Annotated in this window: 17 protein-coding genes; 8 read left to right on the top strand and 9 right to left on the bottom strand. The window is 41.7% G+C overall.

Annotation, left to right across the window (positions count from 1 at the left end; genetic code table 11):
• The first annotated feature begins 77 nt into the window (after positions 1 to 77).
• Positions 78 to 4526 carry a translocation/assembly module TamB domain-containing protein gene (locus ACFQ1M_RS09605; protein ID WP_386407506.1) on the top strand — a complete coding sequence of 1483 codons (4449 nt, stop codon included), beginning with the start codon at positions 78 to 80 and terminating at the stop codon, positions 4524 to 4526.
• On the opposite strand, the gene ACFQ1M_RS09610 is transcribed toward ACFQ1M_RS09605, so the two are convergent.
• Positions 4523 to 6253, bottom strand: coding sequence for a sodium:solute symporter family protein (locus ACFQ1M_RS09610; RefSeq protein WP_386407509.1), 1731 nt, complete (start codon positions 6251 to 6253; stop codon positions 4523 to 4525). The two genes, ACFQ1M_RS09605 and ACFQ1M_RS09610, sit on opposite strands and share 4 nt — an antisense overlap.
• 118 nt (positions 6254 to 6371) lie before the next feature.
• Here ACFQ1M_RS09610 and pfkA point away from each other — a divergent pair, with 118 nt between their 5' ends.
• From pfkA to ACFQ1M_RS09630, 4 genes are all read left to right on the top strand, one after another.
• Positions 6372 to 7358, top strand: coding sequence for a 6-phosphofructokinase (gene pfkA / locus ACFQ1M_RS09615; protein ID WP_386407512.1), 987 nt, complete (start codon positions 6372 to 6374; stop codon positions 7356 to 7358).
• 55 nt (positions 7359 to 7413) lie between these two features.
• Complete coding sequence (gap, locus tag ACFQ1M_RS09620; RefSeq protein WP_386407515.1) at positions 7414 to 8415, top strand: type I glyceraldehyde-3-phosphate dehydrogenase; 1002 nt, start codon at positions 7414 to 7416, stop codon at positions 8413 to 8415.
• 86 nt (positions 8416 to 8501) lie between these two features.
• The gene (locus ACFQ1M_RS09625; RefSeq protein ID WP_386407518.1) at positions 8502 to 9362 is read left to right on the top strand and encodes an N-acetylglucosamine kinase; all 861 of its coding nucleotides are present in this window, start codon (positions 8502 to 8504) and stop codon (positions 9360 to 9362) included.
• A 224-nt stretch (positions 9363 to 9586) separates the two neighbouring features.
• Positions 9587 to 10801, top strand: coding sequence for an MFS transporter (locus ACFQ1M_RS09630; RefSeq protein ID WP_386407520.1), 1215 nt, complete (start codon positions 9587 to 9589; stop codon positions 10799 to 10801).
• 86 nt (positions 10802 to 10887) lie between these two features.
• Here the strand turns inward: ACFQ1M_RS09630 and leuB are convergent, their stop codons facing one another.
• The 4 genes from leuB to ACFQ1M_RS09650 all read right to left on the bottom strand — a co-directional run bounded on the left by leuB (position 10888) and on the right by ACFQ1M_RS09650 (position 15306).
• The gene (leuB, locus tag ACFQ1M_RS09635) at positions 10888 to 12006 is read right to left on the bottom strand and encodes a 3-isopropylmalate dehydrogenase (RefSeq protein ID WP_386407523.1); all 1119 of its coding nucleotides are present in this window, start codon (positions 12004 to 12006) and stop codon (positions 10888 to 10890) included.
• Between the two features lie 112 nt (positions 12007 to 12118).
• The gene (leuD, locus tag ACFQ1M_RS09640) at positions 12119 to 12703 is read right to left on the bottom strand and encodes a 3-isopropylmalate dehydratase small subunit (protein WP_386407526.1); all 585 of its coding nucleotides are present in this window, start codon (positions 12701 to 12703) and stop codon (positions 12119 to 12121) included.
• Between the two features lie 39 nt (positions 12704 to 12742).
• Positions 12743 to 14134: a 3-isopropylmalate dehydratase large subunit gene (gene leuC / locus ACFQ1M_RS09645; protein WP_386407529.1), complete on the bottom strand. Its 1392-nt coding sequence runs from the start codon at positions 14132 to 14134 to the stop codon at positions 12743 to 12745.
• Positions 14134 to 15306, bottom strand: coding sequence for a 2-isopropylmalate synthase (locus ACFQ1M_RS09650; RefSeq protein WP_386407532.1), 1173 nt, complete (start codon positions 15304 to 15306; stop codon positions 14134 to 14136). The genes leuC and ACFQ1M_RS09650 overlap by 1 nt, the downstream gene beginning before the upstream one ends.
• Positions 15307 to 15461: 155 nt before the next feature.
• Between ACFQ1M_RS09650 and ACFQ1M_RS09655 the strand changes: the two genes are divergently transcribed.
• Positions 15462 to 17006, top strand: coding sequence for a hypothetical protein (locus ACFQ1M_RS09655; protein WP_386407535.1), 1545 nt, complete (start codon positions 15462 to 15464; stop codon positions 17004 to 17006).
• Positions 17007 to 17035: 29 nt separating this feature from the next.
• Positions 17036 to 17908, top strand: coding sequence for a DMT family transporter (locus ACFQ1M_RS09660; RefSeq protein ID WP_386407538.1), 873 nt, complete (start codon positions 17036 to 17038; stop codon positions 17906 to 17908).
• A gap of 9 nt (positions 17909 to 17917) precedes the next feature.
• Here ACFQ1M_RS09660 and ACFQ1M_RS09665 read toward each other — a convergent pair whose 3' ends face one another.
• From ACFQ1M_RS09665 to ACFQ1M_RS09680, 4 genes are read right to left on the bottom strand one after another with little or no spacing between them, the layout of a single operon-like run.
• A complete protein-coding gene (locus ACFQ1M_RS09665; protein WP_386407541.1) occupies positions 17918 to 18583 on the bottom strand; it encodes a 3'-5' exonuclease in 666 nt (221 codons plus the stop codon).
• A 1-nt stretch (position 18584) separates the two neighbouring features.
• Positions 18585 to 20507 (bottom strand): DUF294 nucleotidyltransferase-like domain-containing protein, encoded by a 1923-nt coding sequence (locus ACFQ1M_RS09670; protein WP_386407544.1) that lies wholly within the window; start codon positions 20505 to 20507, stop codon positions 18585 to 18587.
• 3 nt (positions 20508 to 20510) lie between these two features.
• A complete protein-coding gene (locus ACFQ1M_RS09675) occupies positions 20511 to 21065 on the bottom strand; it encodes an NUDIX hydrolase (protein WP_386407547.1) in 555 nt (184 codons plus the stop codon).
• 29 nt (positions 21066 to 21094) lie between these two features.
• Complete coding sequence (locus ACFQ1M_RS09680; protein ID WP_386407550.1) at positions 21095 to 22183, bottom strand: M42 family metallopeptidase; 1089 nt, start codon at positions 22181 to 22183, stop codon at positions 21095 to 21097.
• A 137-nt stretch (positions 22184 to 22320) separates the two neighbouring features.
• Between ACFQ1M_RS09680 and ACFQ1M_RS09685 the strand changes: the two genes are divergently transcribed.
• Positions 22321 to 22983, top strand: a complete 663-nt coding sequence (locus tag ACFQ1M_RS09685; protein WP_386407552.1) for a DUF4294 domain-containing protein — start codon at positions 22321 to 22323, stop codon at positions 22981 to 22983.
• Positions 22984 to 23193: the final 210 nt, after the last annotated feature.

Consider the following 23193-nt stretch of genomic DNA (forward strand, 5'->3'; position numbering starts at 1 on the left):
CACAAAAGTTGTTGTAATTTGGCAAAGTTAAAACATTAGGGGCTATCAAAAAACTGCGTAAAATACTTCTTAGAACAGTGTTGGCTATACTGTTGTTGCTGGTCCTTCTGATTGGTTTCTTTTCTATTCCCGCGGTACAGACATCGTTAGCGAAAAGGCTTACCGATGATATCAACCAAAAATACGGCACGGACATCCATATTGGGCGTGTCGGGCTTAAATGGAATCTGGATGTCTCACTCAAAGAAATATTTATCAAGGATCATCACAAAGACACCCTATTTTTTGTTGGAAAACTCAATACCTCCTTGCTAAGTGCAAAGAATGCAGCTGATGGGAAATTGGAGTTTGGTGATATCGATATCGATGCCCTAACTTTTAAGCTTAAGACGTATAAGGATGAAAAAGATACGAGTTTAGATGTTTTTGTAGCAAAATTGGAACAATATGATACCATTCCAAAGACTGAACCTTCGTCATTTTTTCTAAGCACTGGCGATATCGATATCGAAAACAGTAGATTCCTGTTGGTCGATGAAAATAAGACATCTTCGGATGTGCTTGTTTTTACCGATTTGTCCATTGAAGGACAGGATCTGGTGGTCGAAGGGCCAAATGTATCTCTTAAGGTCAATGAACTTAGTTTTTTGGATGATCGAAATCTAAGGGTAAAAAGCCTGGCCACTAGCTTTACCTATACGCTATCCCAAATGCGCTTTGACGACCTGCTCATCAAAACACCCTTATCCAAAGTGGCCGGTGAAATTGTGTTCAATTATGAGCGCAAAGACTTCCAAGACTTTTTTGATAAAGTGAAGGTTTCCGCAGAATTCTCGGAAGCCACAATTTCTTTTGACGAAGTGAATCTCTTTTATAATGAATTCGGAAGTTTTATAACCGCAGATTTTTCTACAAAGCTAGAAGGGGTGCTGAATGATTTTACCGCGAACGATTTTAAATTGGCTTCGAGCTCGACCCGCATCGATGGTAACATCCAGTTTAAGAATCTCTTTGATTCTAAAAGAGGATTCGAACTCGATGGAGATTTTGAACGATTATCCTCAAATTATTTTCAGCTACAAAGTTTGTTGCCGAACATATTGGGCCGTTCTTTGCCCTCCTCATTTCAACGTTTTGGGCAGTTCAATATCGCCGGTTACACCAACATCACCGAAAAAGCAATCGATGCAGATGTGGTCATTGAGACCAATATCGGGGTTTTGGTATCGGATCTGGTGCTTTCGAAGATCAATAACATTGACAATGCACTATACTCTGGGACGATCATCGCAGAAAATTTAGACTTAGGGGTCTTGTTGGAGGATGATGAATTTGGTATAGCCTCGTTTGACCTTGTTGTTGATGGGCAAGGTTTTACAAAAGAAAATCTGAACACGGAGGTGAGAGGAAGAGTATTTAAGCTCGGATACAAGAATTATAGTTATAAAAACCTTTCGGTATCTGGAATATTAAAAGATCAGCTATTTGATGGCCGCCTTGTTTCTAGAGATCAAAATGCAAAACTAACCTTTGAAGGGTTGGCTGATTTTTCTGGTGAAAAGAACGACTTTAACTTTAAGGCATCTATAGACCATGCTGACCTAAGGAGATTGAATTTTGTCCAAAGAGATAGTATCTCTGTTTTTAGAGGTGACCTTGCGATGAATATGGTGGGGACAAATTTAGACGATCTCGATGGAGAGATCCGTTTTGAGAAGACGTACTACAAGAATCAGAACCAAGAATATTTTTTCAAGGACTTTGAGGTGGTCAGTAGTTTTAATGATAGCATCAGAACCATAACGATAAATTCTTCCGACATCGTCACAGGTTCCTTGGAAGGCAAATTCAAGATGATGGAACTTGGTTACTTGGCCCAGAATGCCATCGGAAGTATTTATGCAAACTATAGCCCCTATGTGGTTACGGAAGGTCAATTTGTCGACTTTAACTTCAATATCAAGAACAAGATCATCGATGTGTTCTTTCCAGAGGTTTCTTTAGGTCCAAATACCTTCATTAGAGGGAATATTGCGGCAAACGACTCAGAATTCAAACTCAATTTCAAGTCACCCAGTATCGACTTTTTTGAGAATGTCTTCGATGATGTGAATATACAGATAGATAATAAGAACCCCCTGTTCAACACTATTGTGGAAGTTGCTGATATCAATACTAGATATTACAACGCCAACGATTTCAATCTGGTCAACGTAACCTTGAATGATACCTTATTCTTTAAAACTGAGTTCAATGGAGGTGAGGAAAACAGGGACAACTATGACCTTAGCTTTTATCATACCATCGATACCAATCAACGTTCTGTGGTTGGTGTGAAAAGATCTCGCCTAAATTTCAAAGGAAATGAATGGCTTATAAATGCCGAAAATAACAAGCAGAACAAGGTCATCTTTAGCAAAAGACTCGATACGATAGACATCGATAAAATGGTCTTAACGTACGAAGATGAAAAGATCGATATCGAGGGAAAACTAATAGATTCCACGTACAAGGACGTAAAATTACGCTTCACCGATGTAGATCTTAAAAAAATCACTCCTAGAATAGATAGCCTAAAATTGGACGGGACCGTCAACGGAAGCCTTAATGTTTTTCAAAAGAATAGAAGTTATCTTACCACTTCCTCGCTAGACATAGCCAACCTGGCCGTGAATGAATTTGTGTTGGGTGATCTCGATGTAAAAGTCGCAGGAAACGAAGATCTTACAGATTATACGGTCGACGCAAGTTTGGTAAGGGGCGATATACGATCGCTATTTGCAAAAGGAGATATTCAAGTAAGGGAGAGCGGAAATTTTATCGATGTAGATACCGAGCTCAAAGAACTCGACCTACGGCCTTTTGACCCTTTGGGAGAAGGAGTGATCGCCAATATGCGTGGTTTTGTCTCTGGGAAGGCAAAGGTGTTAGGAGCATTGGAAAACCCTTCGATCAACGGACAACTTCAACTCGAACAGGCAGGAATAGCCATTCCATATTTAAATGTCGATTTTGATTTTGCAAATACCGCCAAGGTACAGCTCTATGACCAGACCTTCCATTTTGACAAGGTCAATATTGTTGATACCGCGTTCAAGACCAAAGGGATACTAGACGGCGATATAAGGCACAGTCGTTTTTCGGATTGGGAATTAGACCTTATGCTGAATACGAATCGCCTTTTGGTACTCAACACAAAAGAAGATGAAGACGAGCTCTATTACGGAACTGCCTTCATGGATGGTAAAGCGCATATCTATGGTCCAACAGACCGATTGATCATCGATGTAGAGGCCTTGACAGAAAAGGGAACCTCGATTAAAATTCCAATAAGCGATGTGGTGACGATCGGTGACAGCTCTTTCATACGATTTGTGGACAAGAGCGATGCCAATGGCAACGGGTCACAACAAATGGCCTTGGAAGAGTTTAAAGGACTCACGCTAAATTTTGATCTGGACGTGACGCCGGATGCTGAAGTAGAGATCGTCCTGGACAAGCGCTCTGGAAGTACTTTGAGAGGAAAGGGAGCTGGGAGTTTACGCATGGAGATCGATACGAATGGAAAGTTCAACATGTGGGGTGACTTGATCACATATGAAGGTATCTATAATTTCAAATATGGTGGATTATTCGATAAAAGGTTTGTGGTATTGCCAGAAGGAACTATTATCTGGGAAGGAGATCCGCTGCAAGCTCAAGTGAACATCGAAGCCGCGTACACCGTACCAAATGGTGCAAATCCCGCAATTTTGCTGGACAACCCCAATTTTAACCGAAAGATTCCCACCGAGGTGCGAATTCGATTGGAAGGGGAATTGATGCGTCCCGATGATCCGAAATTTGATATTAGATTCCCCAATGCCAGCGGGGTAGTGGTCTCTGAATTGGAATATCGATTGGCCAATGAAGAAAGAGAACAACTACAGGCGATTTCACTCTTGTCGCAGGGTGTATTTATGAATGATGTTTCCATCTCCCAACAGGCATTGGCCAATAATTTCTTAGAGACTGCCTCCGGACTTTTCGATAGCTTGTTCAACCAAGGAGACAGTAAAGTAAATATTGGGGTCAATTACGCGCCTGGAGATCGAAGTGGTGTCAATGGTATAGAAACCGATGACCGGTTGGGACTCACGGTGACCACACAAATAACCGATCGGATCTTGGTCAATGGCAGAATTGGGGTTCCGGTCGGCGGAATTACTGAGACCGCTGTCATCGGTGATGTTCAGGTAGACCTGCTGCTCAACGAGGACGGAACCCTTAGAGCTAAAGTTTTTAATAGGGAGAATGACTTCCAGTATGTCACCGACGAGCTTGGCTACACGCAAGGTGTCGGTCTCTCATATCAAGTGGATTTTGACAACTTCAAAGAATTACTAGGTAAGATCTTCAAGCGAAGCAAGAAGAAAATGGAGGAACGCGAGCGCAAGAAGAAAGAGCAAGATGCAAAATCTTCAGAAGACGATCGGCCAACACTTCCAGGACTTTCTTTCAAGAGTGAAAAAAAGAAAAAGAACTAAAAGATCTTTTTCCAGCTAAATCGAATGGCGATCAAGGCGATCGTCAAAAGGGCGATCATCGAACACCCCAAGATGTACTTTCCATAGATGAAATAACCGGTACCAAATAGTGTCGCGTAGATACCAATGGTCCCGGCAAAAAAACCGAGTATTTTATACCTAAAATTTTCAAATTTTGACGAAGCACCAAAGATCAAGGCCTCAAACTTTAGTAGCGTTTCCTTATCTGTTGGTTTTGTGAGCAAGGTTACGGCGATCCAACCAATGGTGGTAACTGCAATTCCCCATACCAATTGTTGCCATCCCTCAAGTTGAAGAAATGGTTGCTGCATTTTCCCGTTGATGAAGAATACAATGGCAATGATAAAGGAAATGGCCATCGCCGCGATTTCACTATATGGATTGATGCGATTCCAGAACCATCTTAAAATAAAGAGAAGCCCCGTTCCGGCACCTATTTGCAGCAATAGGTCAAAAATGTCTTTGGCAGATTGAATGAAAAAAGAAAGTCCTGCGGCCAATATCATCAATACGACCGTTGCGATTCGTCCAATGGCCACGTCCTGTTTATCCGTCGAGGCTTTATTAATAAAGCGTTTGTAGAAATCATTCACAACATAGGAGGCCCCCCAATTGAGTTGGGTAGAAATGGTGCTCATAAATGCTGCGATCAATGAAGTAAGTACAAGCCCTAGCAGTCCAGCTGGTAAATAGGTAAGCATAGCGGGATATGCCACATCATGTCCTTTGATATTGTCCTCCAGTCCGGGAAACGCAGTGCTCAAAGAAGCGAGGTCGGGGAAGACCACCAAAGAGGCCAACCCTACTAGTATCCAGGGCCAAGGACGCAAGGCGTAATGCGCAAAGTTGAAAAAAAGCACCGCTTTGGTCGCATGCTTCTCGTCTTTGGCAGCGAGCATGCGCTGAGCGATATAACCACCGCCTCCAGGCTCAGCCCCAGGATACCAAGTGCTCCACCATTGTACGGCAAGTGGGATGATAAATAGTGGGATGAGACTGGTCGTATCGGTAAAGTCTGGTAGCAGGTTTAGCCTTCCACTAACATTGGGGTGAGCAAGAAGGTTTTCCAAACCACCTACTTCCTTTAAATTAAGAATGTAGATCGTAGCCCAAATACTGCCTATCATAGCGATGATGAACTGTATAAAGTCGGTGATCAAGACACCTCTCAGCCCTCCAAGTGAAGCATAGATAACCACCACGATAGATGAGATCAGGAGGGTTTCGCCTTGGGTCAATCCCAACATGACATTGGCTATCTTAGCTGCTGCCAAGCAAACTCCAGCCATGGTCACCACATTAAAGATGACACCTAGATAGACCGCTCTAAATCCTCTTAAGAAGGCGGCGGCCTTTCCACTGTATCGCATTTCGTAAAATTCTAGGTCGGTGGTGATGCCAGATTTTCTCCAGAGTCTCGCATAGAAGAAAACGGTGACCATCCCTGTAAGGAGTTGTGCCCACCAGACCCAATTGCCAGATACTCCACTATTGTCTCTTACGAGCTCGGTTACGAGTCCTGGGGTATCGGCAGCGAAGGTGGTAGCAACCATCGAAACTCCAAGGATCCACCATGGCATATTTCTACCCGACAAAAAGAAGGATTTTGTGTTCTTTCCAGAGGATTTCGAAACATAGATTCCGATAAGTAGAGAGATTGCGAAAAAGGCAATGATTAGTGCATAATCAATGGTGTTAAGCCCCATGTAAATAAGAATTTATTAACGAAAACGATTGAAATTTTAAAAGTATATAAAAAAGGCTAATGGCCTATCAATTTATTAAAATAAGTTTGGTAGCTTTACTTTTCAAACCAAAAATTGAATGGCTAAAAGCATAACAAAAATAGGAGTTATGACTTCTGGAGGGGACGCTCCAGGGATGAATGCGGCGATACGCGCGGTGGTGAGAACGTGTGCTTATCACAGCATCGATTGTGTTGGTATTTATCGAGGATACCAAGGCATGATCGAGGGCGATTTTAAACCGATGAATGCACGTAGTGTTAACAACATCGTCAACAAGGGAGGGACCATTTTAAAATCGGCAAGATCCAAAGAGTTTAGAACGAAGGAAGGAAGGAAGAAAGCTTTTGACCAATTGCTAGATTACGGTATCGATGCCTTGGTGCTTATCGGTGGTGATGGAACGTTCACGGGAGGTCTGGTCTTTAATGAAGAATACAAGTTTCCTATCATAGGAATTCCGGGTACGATCGATAATGACATTTATGGCACTACCTTTACTTTAGGTTATGATACGGCCTTAAATACTGTGGTCGAGGCCATTGACAAAATCAGAGATACGGCGAGCTCACATGATCGTCTATTTTTTGTCGAGGTGATGGGAAGAGATGCGGGTGACATCGCTTTAAATGCGGGAGTCGGAGCAGGAGCAGAGGAAATCCTCATCCCTGAGGAAGATATGGGCTTGGAACGTCTCTTGGATTCTTTGAAAAGAAGTAAGAAATCTGGAAAAGCCTCTAGCATTGTCGTGGTAGCGGAAGGTGATAAGACAGGAAAGAATGTTTTTGAGCTAGCAGAATATGTCGAAGAGAACTTACCCGATTATGAGGTGCGCGTTTCTGTCTTAGGACATATGCAACGCGGCGGATCCCCATCATGTTATGATAGGGTACTAGCAAGTCGTATGGGAGTGAAGGCGGTAGAATCGTTGTTGGACGGAAAGTCGAACTTTATGGTCGGCGTCAAAAACGACGAAATCATTCTTACCCCACTCGATAAGGCTGTAAAGGGAAAATCGGAGATCGACCAAGAATTGCTTAGAGTGTCAGATATCATGACTACCTGATAACTTAGAAAAATTGAATTACATCAAAAACAACTAAATATTTAAAACATTTTTTATGTCAACTTTAAAATTAGGAATCAATGGCTTTGGCCGAATCGGGAGATTGGTCTTTCGCGCAACGCTAAAGAGGGACAATGTAGAGGTGGTGGCCATCAATGACCTTTTGGATGTTGAGCATCTTGCATACCTATTGGAATATGACTCAGTGCACGGTCGCTATGACGGAGATATTAAAATAAAGGATGGCAACCTGATCGTTGATGGAAAAACGGTCAGAGTTACTGCAGAGCGTGACCCCAAAAATCTAAAATGGGATGAAGTTGGTACCGATATCGTTGCCGAGTGTACTGGAATCTTCACCACCCTGGAAACGGCTGATTATCATATTCAAGGTGGCGCTAAAAAAGTAGTGATCTCTGCACCCTCCAAAGACGCACCGATGTATGTCATGGGTGTTAATCATAAGGAGTTAACCGCAGATCAGAAGATAGTATCCAATGCTTCTTGTACGACCAACTGTTTGGCACCGATAGCCAAAGTACTCAACGATAATTTTGGGATCGAGGAGGCTTTGATGACCACCGTTCATGCTGCTACAGCAACGCAACTCACCGTTGATGGTCCAAGTAGAAAGAACTATCGTCTTGGTAGGAGCGCGATGCTCAATATTATTCCTGCGACTACAGGAGCTGCCAAAGCAGTGACCAAAGTAATCCCTTCTTTGGTTGGAAAACTCACAGGAATGGCTTTTAGAGTACCAACTGCGGATGTGTCCGTTGTTGATCTTACTGTGAAATTGGCTAAAGACACCTCGTACGATGGAATTAAAAAGGCTATGAAAGAGGCTTCTGAAGGCGAGCTGAAAGGTATTCTCGGATACACCGATGAGATGGTCGTTTCTCAAGATTTTGTAGGTGATGCCAGAACAAGTATTTTCGATGCTGAAGCAGGGATCGAATTGAATAGTAAATTCTACAAGGTGATCTCGTGGTATGATAATGAGGCTGGTTACTCGAGCAAATTGATCGACTTGGCCTTACATGTACACGGACTATAAAATTAATCGATAAAAACAGAAGGTTCCCAAGCATCTTGAAAATAGCAAGGAAGTTTGGGAATTTCTTCTTTTAAAAAATAGATGCCATGATACTGATTGTAGACAGCGGTGCGACAAAGGCAGATTGGATAGCATTAGATGATTCTGGCGAACAGTTGTTCTTTACACAAACGCTTGGATTGAGTCCGGAGGTACTGACAAGAGAGATCATCAACGAGCGTTTGGTAAACAACTTTGAGCTCTACAAGCATCGAAGAGAGGTGTCACAGCTTTATTTTTATGGTGCAGGTTGCGGAACACAGCGCATGCGCAAATATCTCAAGCGTATTTTCGAGGAGTATTTTCCAGAAGCGCAGACCATCGTGGTAAAGGAGGATACCTATGCTGCCATCTATGCGACCACCAAACCCATGGAACAGGCCATCGTCTGCATCTTGGGCACGGGAAGTAACTGCAGCTATTTTGATGGTTACGAATTGTTTCAAAAAGTACAGTCGTTGGGATATATCCTTATGGACGATTGCAGCGGCAACTACTTTGGAAGACAAATGCTACGAGACTATTACTTTCATAAGATGCCACATATGTTGGCGACAAAATTCTCTGCGGAATTCAATTTGGATGCCGACGCCATTAAGAACAAATTGTACAAAGAGCCAAACCCAAATACCTATTTGGCGAAGTTTGCCAAGTTTCTAATTCAGAATAAAGAAGAGGAATATAGCCAAAAACTCATTAAAAAAGGAATGCAGCTCTTTATCGACAACTATATAAGGCAATACGAACAGGCCGAAGAGGTAAATATTCACTTTGTAGGCAGTATTTCATATTATCTAAAAGATGAGTTGGAAGAGGTCTTGGCGGCCAATGGATTAAAACTTGGGCTGGTGAGACGTCGTCCGATCGATGGATTGATGGAGTACCATAAGCATATGGTGTTGAGGTAGTACTGCTTATTCAATGTGATTTTTCATATTTAGGTGCGCTGATCAAGGTGTCTAAGGCGAAATATGATTTGCTCTTGGTTGATTGTAATGATAGTATTTTAAGACTAGATGCTGGGCAATTGAGCAAGTGGTCAAAAAAATGATCACGAAGATTATAGCTACCCTCAAATTTGGAGGTATCATGGTGATCAGGTCAGAATCATTAATAAGAATACTCAAATTATTTGGAAAAGACTCTAAATCGTTCTCATAACAATGAGACATTCATATATGGATTTTCGCGACTTTTTGAGAGAGCATCGTATTATGGTTTGCGTTCGCTCATAGTTGTTTACATGGTTGGTGAAACATTAAAAATGTCAATAACGGAGGCGCTCTTGATATATGGATGGTTTACAGCGGCTATCGTTTTTTCACAGATTTTAGGGGCACTTTTAGGCGATCTTCTGATTGGCGGTAGGTGGGCGATGATAATCGGCGGAACGATTCAAGCGGCAGGAGCCTTTGCGCTTTGTGTTCCGTCATCAATAGCACTATATATGGGATTAGGCCTAATAGCTCTTGGTAATGGATTATATTCTCCCAATCTAATTGCATCATTTGGAAAATCATATTTAGATAAGACGAAATTACTCGATGCAGGGTTTATGATTTTATACCTGATGGTAAGTATTGGAACTTTTTTAGGAATGATGCTCTTAGGGTATATTGGTGAAAGATTCATGATGCTAGGATTTATAGTAGCAGGTATTCTAATGCTGATTTCGGTCTTTTTGATATACTTTTTTAAATCGCAATCAGATAAGCCAGTTAAAATAAAAGCGCCCATCAATTTACGGGTGCTGAACATTCTATTTACGCCTATCTTGGTCGCTATATTTTGGGCCGCCTATGAAATGGCCAATATACGGTCTTTTGACATACTCATGCAATTTGGCGAAACAGAAGTATTTGGTATTTCTCGAAGTGTTTGGAGCGCTCTCGGCTCAAGTGTGACAATCCTCTTTGCCCTTATCTTTGCAATTATATGGTCATATTTTTATAGTCGACAATTAGTAAAAATGATTCTTGGCTTTCTTCTGGGTGCTCTATCTTTTGGAATACTCTTTATGATTCCTGCTATTCCTTCTAGTGAGCATGTGCCCATTTATTTTGGTTCCATTGTAGTATTCAGTATAGCAGAAATTCATACAGCTCCTTTACTTTACTCAGTTCTTACAAAATATGCCAATCCTAAGTATCTGGCCATCCTCGTTGCCTTGGCGGTAATTCCAATGAGGTCGTTCAGTTATCTAAGTAGCCGCATAAGTGAAAACTATCATAATGAAACAAATACTGCCTTGGGTATTGGAACGACAGTACTCTTAGTTGTTGCAGGAGCATTAATAATTTACTTATTACTTAGTCGATATCTTTTTAAAGATAAATCGAATGTGTAAACATCCGAACTTTCAAACAACTAGAACGTATTGACAAGATTTCATCAGTTGAAATCTGAGTCGTAACATCGTCATATTAGAATAATTTAAATGATCGTCGATTGCCCCATATCTATATTATCTTTATTGATGAACAACTCCCCATCGAAGGTAAGGATATAATCAGCAATGAATTCACCCACTTTACGGGTGCCATAAGTACTATCCTTGTCAAGGTCCTGAGTGACCATTCCAATTTCCAAGGCGCGCTCTACCGCTTGATCGATCAAGTCGGCCTCATCGTGAAGTCCGAAGTGTTCTAAGAGCATCGCAGCCGATAGGATAGAGGCGATCGGATTGGCGATGTCCTTACCCTTTGCTTGCGGATAGGATCCATGGATCGGCTCAAACAAAGCACTCTTATCTCCCACGGAGGCAGAGGCCAAAAGTCCAATAGAACCTCCAATGACACTACCTTCGTCCGAGATGATGTCGCCAAACATGTTCTCCGTGAGGATCACATCAAATTGGCTCGGATTCAAAATGATCTGCATGGCCGCATTGTCTACAAATAAGAAATCCAACGAAACATCCTTATAACTTTTACCGATTGCCGTAACAACTTTTCGCCATAGTCGAGAGGTCTCAAGAACATTGGCCTTGTCCACCAATGTTAATTTCTTTTTTCTGTTTCTAGCGGCTTTAAATGCCAAATGGGCAATACGCTCGATCTCCTTCTCGGAATAGGAGCAAAGATCGGAAGCTTCTTTCCCATCTTTGGACAATTGCTTTTCTCCGAAGTAGATGCCCCCCGTTAATTCGCGATAGATCGTGAAGTCGGTACCTTCAATAATTTCTCTTTTCAAGGGAGATTTATCGATCAAGGTCTCATACGCTTTAATAGGACGAATATTGGTAAAAAGCCCCAAGCCCTTCCTTAGCCTCAATAGCCCCTGTTCTGGGCGTACTTTGGCCGAAGGGTCGTTGTCATATTTAGGGTCACCGATGGCCCCAAACAATACCGCATCACTGGCTTCGCAAAGGTCTAGTGTTTCTTCTGGAAGCGGGTTTCCAGTCTCATCGATAGCGACCGCTCCGACCGGAGCACTCTCAAATTCAAATTCGTGGTCGTAGACTTCGGCTATGGCTTCAAGTGTCTTTATAGCTTGTGCCGTTACCTCAGGCCCAATGCCATCTCCCGCTAAAACTGCAATTTTTAATTTCATTGATGAATGATGTAATTAGTGTTCTTTATATCAGCGTATCTTCGTTTCAATTTCTGTCCCAGGCGAAACAATTAAACCCCTTATCGTAAAATAGGGATTTGAATGAGCAACATCATCTTGAAGCCTCATAAGCCTCTATGAGATGTTTATTGTTTACCAAAAAGTCGATATCATCATAGCCATTTTGCATACAGGTCTTCTTGTAGGCATTGATATCAAAGCGCTCCTGTTTTCCAGATGCTAGGATAGTGATGGTCTGGGCCTCGAGATCGATCTCGATCTCTGCAGTTGCGTCTTTGGATATTTCTTTAAAGATATCTTTTAAAAAAGCTTCAGAGATCTGTACTGGTAGCAATCCATTGTTCAACGCGTTTCCTTTAAAGATATCAGCGAAATAGCTCGAGACTACGGCCTTAAAGCCATAGTCTTTTAACGCCCATGCCGCATGCTCTCTACTACTTCCACACCCAAAATTATCTTCAGCCACAAGGATGGACCCTTTGTATGTGGGGTCATTGAGGACAAAATCTTTCTTTAACTGACCTTCGCGGTCATATCGCCAATCTCTGAATAAATTATCTCCAAAACCCTTTCGGTCGGTAGCTTTGAGGAAACGAGCTGGAATAATTTGATCAGTATCTATATTTTTGATCTGCAGTGGAACGGCAGATGAAACCAATTTTATGAATTTTTCCATGGGATGTCTTTTTTTGTGGTCGCTAAGAATGCCTTGTATTTAATGAACAAGCTCACTTTTCTTCGTGAAATCGACAATCTTTCCTTCGACGGCCGTCGCAGCGGCCATCAATGGACTGGCCAAGATAGTACGGGCGCCTTGTCCTTGTCTCCCTTCGAAATTTCTGTTGGAGGTGGAGACGCAGTATTCACCCGGAGGTATTTTATCGTCGTTCATGGCCAAACAAGCAGAACAGCCTGGTTGACGTAATTCAAATCCTGCTTCTTCAAATACTGATGCGAGACCTTCTTGGATAATTTGCTGCGCTACTTGTTGTGAGCCAGGAACGATTAATGCATTGACATTGGGTGCTTTTTGCTTCCCTTTGATATAATTTGCTGCAACTCTAAAATCTTCGATCCTAGAATTGGTACAGCTTCCTATAAATACATAGTTGATCTGCTTCCCGAGCAATGATTCCCCTTTTTCAAATCCCATGTATTCGAGCGATTTTTCAAAGGACGCATTGTCGAGTTCAGGTATGTGCTCAGACACCTTGATTCCCATGCCAGGATTGGTTCCATATGTAAGCATAGGCTCAATGTCTGAAGCATCAAAATGGTATTCTTTATCAAAGGATGCGTCTGCATCCGTGGGCAATGTTTTCCAATAGGCTACTTTTTCTTCATAGTCTCTTCCGCTCGGGGCAAATTCTTTTCCTTTTATATAACTGAAGGTGGTCTCGTCCGGAGCGATCATACCGCCACGAGCGCCCATCTCAATACTCATATTACAAACTGTCATACGACCTTCCATAGTCATGTTCTCAAACACATCACCAGCATATTCAACGAAATAGCCGGTACCAGAGTTGGTGCCGAGTTTGGCGATGATATACAAGATCACGTCTTTGGGTAGTACTCCTTCTTTCAAAGTACCATCTACCGTAATGCGCATGCTCTTGGGTTTTGTTAAAAGCAAACATTGGCTTGCGAAGACCTGAGCCACTTGACTTGTCCCAATTCCGAAGGCAATGGTTCCAAATGCACCATGAGTAGAGGTGTGACTATCTCCACAGACCATCGTCATTCCAGGTTGCGTAATTCCCAATTCTGGTGCGATCACATGCACAATACCTTGATACTGATGACCAAGTCCGTAGAGTGTAATTCCATGCTTCGTACAATTCTTTGTCAATTGGGCAACTTGCTTGCGAGAGAGCACATCCTGAATGGGTAGATGTTGATCCTTTGTAGGCACATTATGATCTGCTGTGGCAACGATCTGCTCCTTTCTAAAAATTGGGATATTGCGTTGTTCTAGTTCTGCAAATGCTTGCGGACTTGTAACTTCGTGGATCAAATGTTTGTCGATATACAAGATCTGTGGGCCATCTTTAATGGTGTCTACGACATGACTGTCCCACACTTTGTCAAATAAGGTCTTTCCCATTATGCAACGATCTCTTTATATACACTACATCTTTTTAAGATGGTATGTATGTCATCATCCTTAACTTCTTTTCTGGTGTCGGCAAATTTTAGAAACTCTTGGTACACCTCATCCAATTGAAGCTTGGTGAGTTCGTATCCAACATTCTTAGCTCGGTAGGCCAATGCAGCTCTTCCGCTTCTCGCGGTAAGAACGATTGCAGATTCCGTGACCCCAACTTCTTTTGGGTCGATGATCTCATAAGTCTCACGATTCTTGATCACCCCATCTTGATGAATGCCCGAGCTATGGGCAAAGGCATTCGCTCCAACGATCGCCTTGTTTGGCTGTACTGGCATACTCATACTATCGGAAACCAGCAGACTTGTGCTGTAAAGCAACGTAGTGTCTATATTCGTATCGAGTTTTAAGTCTGGATGTTGGCGCAGGATCATCACTACTTCCTCTAAAGAAGTGTTTCCGGCTCTTTCACCAAGACCATTGATCGTGCACTCTATTTGGCGGGCACCGTTGATGACCCCGGCTATAGAATTCGCTGTTGCTAGACCAAGATCATTGTGGCAATGACACGAGAGAATGGCCTTGTCTATTCCACGCACATTTTCCTTTAAAAATTTCATCTTCGCACCGTATTGTTCTGGTAAGCAATAACCTGTGGTGTCCGGAATATTCAGGACCGTGGCCCCAGCTTTGATCACCGCTTCACAGACCCTTGCCAAGAACTCATTATCTGTACGTCCGGCATCTTCTGCATAGAATTCAACATCCTCTACAAAGGATTTTGCATACTTTACGGCGGCCACCGCTCTTTCAATGATCTGTTCTCTTGTACTATTGAATTTATATTTTATATGGGAATCAGAAGTGCCAATACCAGTATGAATCCTAGGTTTTTTGGCATATTTCAGCGCCTCAGCAGCTACTTCGATATCTTTTTTGACCGATCGGGTAAGACCACAAACCGTCGCATTCTCGACGATCTTCGCAATTTCCTGTACCGATTTGAAATCGCCAGGACTTGAAATGGGAAATCCGGCCTCGATGACGTCCACACCCAGTAGGTCTAGCCGTGCTGCGATCACCAACTTCTGTTCGGTGTTCAATTTGCAACCCGGCACCTGTTCTCCATCCCTTAATGTGGTATCGAAAATCTGTACTTTTTCGTTATTCATAAATTCTTTATTGATGTAATTTTCTTTTTCTATTACGAATTTATATTTTGGATAGATGAAAGGTTCAGAAAAGTCCGACTCCTTTACAATGTTTAAAAGTCAATTTTTCAACTTAATTCACTGATAACCAATTATTTAAATTTCAAATAACTACAATGACTAACGGCCAGAACGATCCTCTATTTATCTTGGTGAAATCCCTATCCAAATCTGAGAAGAGACAGTTTAAACTATATGTGGGGCGTTTGGGCGGTAATACCGATGCAAAATTTTTATCGCTTTTCAATTTATTTGACAAGATGACCGAATATGATGAGGAAGTCATTCTGAAGAGCGGTATCGTTAAAAAACAGCAACTTTCAAATCTCAAAGCACATTTGTATAAGCAGTTGTTGGTTAGCCTGCGTTTAAATCCTACACATCACAATATTCGTTTTCAAATAAGAGAACAACTAGATTTTGCAACGATCCTCTATCACAAAGGACTTTATAAGCAAAGTTTAAAGCTGTTGGACAAGGCAAAGAATATGGCCATTGAAAATCAGGAGAAAAATATGGCCTATGAGATCGTCGAGCTCGAAAAGATCATAGAGACACAATATATTACCAGAAGTATATCTACACGAGCCGAAGAATTGTCGACTCAGGCAAAGGAGTTGAGCAGACAAAATGTGTTGGCCAGTAAATTATCGAACCTATCGCTACAATTATACGGCATCATGCTGAAATCTGGTTATGTGAAAGACGATGAGGAGTATCGCAGAATCACACAATACTTTTACGCAGGGTTGCCAGAATATAACTATGAAGAATTAAATTTCAGAGAAAAGCTTTGGTCAAATAAAGCTCATCTGTGGTATAGTTTTTTGGTGCACGATTTCTTATCGTGCTTTAAATATGCTAGTCGTTGGGTGCAGCTGTTTCACGAGAACGAAGCGATGATCGCTTTAAATCCAGTGTTCTATCTAAAAGGGAACCATTACCTACTGGAATCCTTATACTTTTTAAAGCACCGGACCAAATTCAAAGAAACGCTAGAACAATTGGACGAGATCCTTCATTGGGGTAAGTTTCCAAAGAATGACAATGTGGTTTCTTTAGCTTTTTTATATCTCTACAACAATAGGTTGAATCTTCATTTTTTGGAAGGTAGTTTTCAAGAAGGGGAATATCTTATAGAAGAGATCAATAAAGGTCTCAAAGAACATAAGAATAGAATAGATGCGCATCATTTTATGGTGTTCTATTATAAGATCGCCTGTTTGTATTTTGGGATGGGGGATAATCGAAAATGTATAGAATACTTAACGAAGATCATCGATAACAAGAGTTTAAAGATGCGTGAGGACCTTATGTGCTTTGCCCGAGTATTGAGTTTGGTAGCCCATTACGAGGCGGGAATGGACTATCATCTGGACGTGCAGTTGAAGAGCACGTACAAATTTTTGATAAAGATGAATGACCTTCATGAGGTGCAAAAGGAGATGATCAAGTTTTTGAGGAGGCTGGGGGACATTTACCCACATGAACTGAAGAAGGAATTCAAGAAGCTACTCAAAGTATTGAAAAGATTTGAGGATGACCCTTACGAAAAACGGGCATTCCTATATTTGGACATCATCTCGTGGTTAGAGAGCAAAGTAGAGAATCGACCTGTTGGAGACATCATAAGAGAGAAGGCAAAGCAATTAATGCGATGATGCTGCCAAATATATAATCGACCTTTCATTTGACGACAAAGAAGCAATACCTGATCAGGGTTTTAGAATTGAACCTTGCCACACTGTTAATTTCCACCTCTGGTCCGTTGGGGAAATACATCGCCCTACCTCCGATGCTCACGATCCTTTGCCGAGCCTTACTGGCCGTTTTTTTTCTTTATCTATTTTGCAAGTTCAAGAGATACAAACTCAAACTGAATTCCCCAAGCGATACCATCAAGATCTTATTCAATGGTTTTTTGATGGGTGGGCATTGGGTGCTCTATTTTTATGCTTTGCAGCTCTCCAACGTGGCCATAGGGATGTTGTCTATTTTCACATATCCGGTGATCACGGCATTTTTAGAGCCTATTATCCTTAAAACTAAATTCCAGAGCATCCATATTTTACTAGCAATTTTGGTGCTTCTGGGAATCTATTTCTTGGTTCCCGATTTTAGCTTTGAGAATCGATATACGATCGCTGTACTTTGTGGCATCGCTTCGGCGTTTTGCTATGCGCTGCGTAACCTCTTTATGAAGCCACACGTAAAAATATATAACGGCTCGGTCCTTATGTTGTATCAACTCATAGCCATTGCGCTGATGACCTTGCCCGCTTTGTTTCTTTATCCAGAAGAGGATGTCGTTTCGTATGGAATCTCGCTCATCATGTTGGCATTGATCACCACCACTATGGGGCATACCTTATTCCTCATGAGTTTTAGGCACTTTTCTATCACTACCGCGAGCATCATCAGCAGCATACAGCCCGTTTACGGTATTATATTGGGAATGCTGTTCCTAAGCGAGTTTCCTGCCATAACCACCTTGTTGGGAGGTGCGATGATCATCGTCGCTGTTATTGTCGAAAGCCTCAGAACATTGCGGCAAAGCCGTTAATGGCCTTTCTCACTTTTTAAGTAACTTTTTCAGGCTGAGCTTGCGATTTCCTTTTTTGAGTTTGGAAATGATCTTAAGAAATGCGATTGCAGTGAGATAAGCATCCCCAGCCGCTGTGTGCCGATCCTTGAGAGGTACGAGAAGGGCATCACAGATCTCATCCAAGCTGTAGTTTTTATCACGGTCGATTAGGTTGGTGGCGATCCGGGTCCTTTTATAAAGGTCGTTCGTATCCATCACCAAATTTTTCAATGAAGGCAAATGATGTCGTTTCAGGGCTCTATTGATCATGGTAATGTCAAAATAGGCATGATGTGCGACGATAATGGCACCTTTTACATAATCCAAGAACATTTTCAACGCATCTAATTCCTCTACTTTGTTTAATTTTTCTTCTTTTAGGATGCCGTGGATCTCAACGGTCTTAGGATTAAAATGATCTTGTAAAATATAGACTTCAAAAACATCTGCAACAGCGATAGTTTGTTTTCTTACCGAGACAGCCCCAATGCTTAAGATACGATCTTTGGTAAAGTCAAAGCCAGTGGTTTCTGTGTCTAAAACCACAAAGCGTGTCTCATCGATGGATGCATGTTTTTTATCTGCGAAATGCGACTCATAGGCAAGCCAAAAATCTGGCAGTTCCGATCGTTTTCTTTTTCTAAGTGTAAACATATTAGAGACTATTGGCTAGATGGTATCGCACGTAGATGATCTGTTGTACTTCCTTGATGGCTTTAAAACAACGTTTCAATTTTATCTTTTCTTCCTTCCCTAAAGATTCCAAATTGATGTAACGACCAGAATTGTTATTTTGAAGTCCTTGCTTTGTTCTAAACTTCAAGAGCGCCTTTGCCGCATATGAACAGTTGAGATATGTTTCTTTGTTTTCGGGCTCTAAAGCAGCTAGTTTTTCAAAACGTTCGGCGGTGTTATTTATATGTTCAACATCGTGAGATAGGATCAACACTCTACCGGCATCTGTTATGGGCATCAAAGCTCTGGCCTTGAGGTCGAAAGTGTCTTTATATTCACCATCTGGCTCTAACAGGAATTGTCTAAAGAAGCCGAGAGGCGAAGGGTTTCGCAAAGCACTTTTCGCCAACATCTTTAAAAAGATAGGATGTTTCTTGATCTGCTCATGAATGACGTTGCCAAGCTGTCTAGTTAAAGTGATATCGCCGTACGAGATATCAAAATCGAAGAAAATTGATGATAATAAGATCCCTTCATCTCCGGGTTTTGAGATCCATTGAGAAAATTGCGCTTTCCAATCGGATAAGGGTAAACACCATTTTGGGTTACTCGCCATCATTTCGGCAGGGCAATACTCAAAACCGATCTTATGGAGGCGCCTGTTGATCTTTTGGGCGAGACTTTCAAAATAAGCCTTGGTGGTCGCTAGCTGCTCTTCATCCACATCTCCAAAAACGATTGCATTGTCTTGGTCGGTATGCAATAACTGCTCTTTCCGACCCTGACTGCCCAATGATATCCATGCGAAGTTCACCGGTGGGTCAGATGGCATCTTGTTCAGCGAAAGTGCTACAACGCTCTTTATGGTAGCATCGTTGAGTTCGGTGATAATTCTGGAAACATGGACCAGCGGAATATTTTGCTCCATGTAGCCTTTAAGTAAGACCATAATTTTACCTCTTACTTTTTTCAACTCTTTGGTGCTTTTGGCCCACATTACTGCTTTAAGTAGTGCAGCAGGATTACTTCCCTTCGCCACTAGAATGTCGTGGTCACTTAGGATACCTATAAGTTTCGAATGAGGTGTTCCATCTTTAGTAATACAAAGACGTCTTATCTTGTGCTTCATCATCGCCATTTGCGCTTGGGCTATGGTAATGCCCTTCTTATAGCAAATTACTGGAGCGCTCATTATCTCCGAGACCGAATCGGTTATGGGAACTTCTCCCGTAGCTACTTTGGCTCGAAGATCTTTATCGGTAACAATTCCAATGGGCCGGTTTTGCGCTACAACGACGATCGATCCCAACTGCCTGTTTCGCATTATGATGGCGGCCTCTTTTATGGTTGTCCCCTCGCTGCAGGTCACAGGATTCTTTACATATCTGGCAGGCTGTATCTCAAATAGGTCAGAATAACTATCTGTGGCAGAGAGCTCATCGGAATAGAGTTTCCCTCGATGCTCCTTCGAATATGGATTTCTGGTGTTGGAAGCGAAACTCTCAACCAAAAAATAGCCGACAGCAATGTTTTTTTCGGCCAAGGGCCTAAAAGTAGCTATCGGAATTCCGTACAAGATGCTTTCTTCCTCTGCCATTGAATGCATCATATAATGTTCTTTGGCCACTAAAGGTCTTAGTCCAAAGATATCGCCTTCATCACATTTATCAATGGCATTGGTATCTTCTCCAGTTGTTTTTTTTAGTACCACTGCACCTTTATGAACCACGTAGAACATATCATGTGGCGCATCGCCTTCGCTAAATATGGTTTGACCTTTTTCTACATAAATAACCTGAACTTCCTTGGCAATTGGGTATAGGTCTTTTCTACTAAGGGAGTCAAAAGGAGGGAAGTCCTTTAAAAAATCTGAGATTCTTTCTGCGATGGTGTTCTTCATCATTGTTTAGCTCTTTATTCGATCTTCGATCACAGTAATCACCCAATCATAATATGCTTTGGCATGTGGTACAAAGCGCTTGGCCTCTTTTTTGTTCTCAAGAGCGCTCTTCAATACTTTTGGAGAAAGAAATTTTACCGCTGTTACTTCTTCTAATTGAAGTTCGCTAGGCGTAAATGACGGTGATATTGCAGTTAAGAAAATATGATGAAGTTCATTATCGATGAAATCTTCTGAATGAATGTGACGTTCCAAGTGCGTTCCGATTCGCTCCAAATCTGCGACACGGAGCTCCAAACCTACCTCTTCCTTCACTTCCCTAAGCGCAGCCGTAGTTATATCTTCACCGCTCCCAACATGTCCTGCGACGGAGACATCCCACAAATTGGGAAAAGTATTCTTATTCTCACTTCTTTTCTGCATCAATATACCGCGAGCATTGCAATACAGCCAAGCGTGCACCGTAGGGTGAAGATGACCTAAACGATGCGCCTCACTCTTTAGACAGTGTCTACCACTATAGCTTCCATCCGGATTCAAGATGTCGACAAGCTCGTCCATTGATCATATAGTGTTATTTTGTACTCTAATTAGTCGAAATAACTAAAAGTGTCACCCGGTTTGATTTTCAATAGTGTTTCATAGATCAATCTGATCACATTCTCCACATCATTTTTATGTACCATTTCTACTGTGGTGTGCATGTACCGCAATGGTAAGGAGATCAGTGCAGATGGTACCCCTCCGTTACTGTAGGCAAAGGCATCGGTATCCGTTCCTGTGAATCTCGATGAGGCCATGCGTTGAAAGGGAATCCTTTTTTCCTCGGCGGTTCCGATGATCAACTCCCTTAGTCTGTTCTGCACTGCTGGCGCATAGGAGATCACTGGGCCTTTTCCGATTTCAGTGTGGCCTTGTTTCTTCTTCTCGATCATAGGAGTCGTGGTGTCGTGGCAAACATCGGTAACGATGGCCACATTTGGCTTGATCGTTTCGGTGATCATTTGAGCCCCTCTTAAACCGATCTCTTCCTGTACGGAGTTTGTGATATATAGCCCAAAGGGTAGGTCGACCTTATTTTCATGCAATAGACGAGCAACTTCAGCGATCATAAATCCGCCAGCTCTGTTATCAATGGCTCTACAGACAAACTTGTCTTTATTCATTATATGGAATTCATCAGGATACGTGATCACGCATCCTACATGTACACCCATTTTTTCAACTTCATCTTTATCTTTCGCACCAATGTCAATAAATATGTTGTCTAGCTTCGGTGCTTCTTCCTTTTCTGATTTTCTGGTGTGTATGGCCGGCCATCCAAATACACCTTTTACTATTCCTTTCTTGGTATGGATGTTAACGCATTTCGATGGGGCGATCTGATGATCGCTGCCACCATTTCTTATAACATAGATCAAACCATTATCAGTGATGTAATTGACATACCAAGAGATCTCGTCGCTGTGTCCCTCGATCACTACTTTATAAGGAGCTTTTGGATTTATAATTCCTACGGCCGTCCCGTATGTATCCGTGATAAAAGTATCAACATAAGGTTTAAGGTAATTCATCCAAAGCTTTTGGCCCTCCCACTCATATCCTGTTGGGGACGCATTGTTTAAATATTTCTCTAAAAAAGTCATCGACTTTTTATTCAATAAAGCCTTTTTTGCCATCTTCGATTATTTTTCTGACGAAAATAACAATATTCATACGTATATAATAGTTGTCATGGTATAATTAGTATTTTTGAGTTCAGAAATTTGATGATAAGCTTCTTATGATGAAAAAGCCCTTTATCTATATGATCTGTATGTTCTGCTCTTTACTCGTTAGTGCGCAGGAGCCTGTAAAGAGTGATACTATTCATTATGAGGAGCCACAATACATTATTATTGAAGGAGACTCCATTCCGCGAGCGGCGATCGATCTTCAAGAAGTGATCATTTTTGATCAACTAAAGTTCAATTCTCGTGATGATAAGATTCGTTATTATATATTGAAAAGAAAAACGCTAAAGGTCTATCCTTATGCAAAACTGGCAGCCGAAAGACTCACGACCTTAAACGAACGTTTGAACAATATCAAATCAAAAAGGCAAAAAAGAAAATATACCAAACGAGTTCAAAAGTACATTGAAGAAGAGTTTACCGAAGAATTAAAGAAGTTTACGCGTACTGAAGGACAGATCCTTGTGAAACTGATTCACCGGCAAACCGGCGATACCGCCTTTGAGTTGGTTAGGAGATTGCGAAGCGGATGGCGTGCTTTCTGGTATAACACCACTGCCAGTATGTTCGAGATCTCCCTCAAAAGAGAGTATCATCCCGAAAGTGTGCAAGAGGACTATCTTATAGAAGATATCTTGCAACGTGCTTTTGCTAAGAACAAGCTAGAAAGGCAACCAAGTGCATTAGATTTCGATTATATAGAACTCACCAATAAATGGGTCAATGAAACTTCGGATAACAACTAGTTGTGTATCTCATTAGTTTTCAATAACTTTATCTTCCGTTTTTATTTTTTGGGGCATTCTCTAACTTTTTTAGGAAGAAGATTAATGTATAATGATATTACTCATTTGAAGATTGAGTGGCCCGTCATGATGTCCCTTGATTTTTTTTCGTTGCGCAAGTCTAGTGTTCTCAGGGCGTTGCGACATTTTTTGAAAAAAGTTTTGCGATGT

This window comes from Sungkyunkwania multivorans (assembly GCF_042675645.1).
In the GTDB taxonomy this organism is placed as follows: Bacteria; Bacteroidota; Bacteroidia; order Flavobacteriales; family Flavobacteriaceae; genus Sungkyunkwania; species Sungkyunkwania multivorans.

Coding starts and splice junctions, on each gene's coding strand:
- leuB (WP_386407523.1), bottom strand. CDS start 12,006: ATGAAATTAAAAATTGCAGTTTTAGCGGGAGATGGCATTGGGCCTGAG.
- ACFQ1M_RS09610 (WP_386407509.1), bottom strand. CDS start 6,253: ATGGGGCTTAACACCATTGATTATGCACTAATCATTGCCTTTTTCGCA.
- ACFQ1M_RS09675 (WP_386407547.1), bottom strand. CDS start 21,065: ATGGACGAGCTTGTCGACATCTTGAATCCGGATGGAAGCTATAGTGGT.
- ACFQ1M_RS09680 (WP_386407550.1), bottom strand. CDS start 22,183: ATGGCAAAAAAGGCTTTATTGAATAAAAAGTCGATGACTTTTTTAGAG.
- pfkA (WP_386407512.1), top strand. CDS start 6,372: ATGGCTAAAAGCATAACAAAAATAGGAGTTATGACTTCTGGAGGGGAC.
- ACFQ1M_RS09685 (WP_386407552.1), top strand. CDS start 22,321: ATGTTCTGCTCTTTACTCGTTAGTGCGCAGGAGCCTGTAAAGAGTGAT.
- leuC (WP_386407529.1), bottom strand. CDS start 14,134: ATGGGAAAGACCTTATTTGACAAAGTGTGGGACAGTCATGTCGTAGAC.
- ACFQ1M_RS09650 (WP_386407532.1), bottom strand. CDS start 15,306: ATGAATAACGAAAAAGTACAGATTTTCGATACCACATTAAGGGATGGA.
- ACFQ1M_RS09665 (WP_386407541.1), bottom strand. CDS start 18,583: ATGTTTACACTTAGAAAAAGAAAACGATCGGAACTGCCAGATTTTTGG.
- ACFQ1M_RS09625 (WP_386407518.1), top strand. CDS start 8,502: ATGATACTGATTGTAGACAGCGGTGCGACAAAGGCAGATTGGATAGCA.
- ACFQ1M_RS09655 (WP_386407535.1), top strand. CDS start 15,462: ATGACTAACGGCCAGAACGATCCTCTATTTATCTTGGTGAAATCCCTA.
- ACFQ1M_RS09670 (WP_386407544.1), bottom strand. CDS start 20,507: ATGATGAAGAACACCATCGCAGAAAGAATCTCAGATTTTTTAAAGGAC.
- gap (WP_386407515.1), top strand. CDS start 7,414: ATGTCAACTTTAAAATTAGGAATCAATGGCTTTGGCCGAATCGGGAGA.
- leuD (WP_386407526.1), bottom strand. CDS start 12,703: ATGGAAAAATTCATAAAATTGGTTTCATCTGCCGTTCCACTGCAGATC.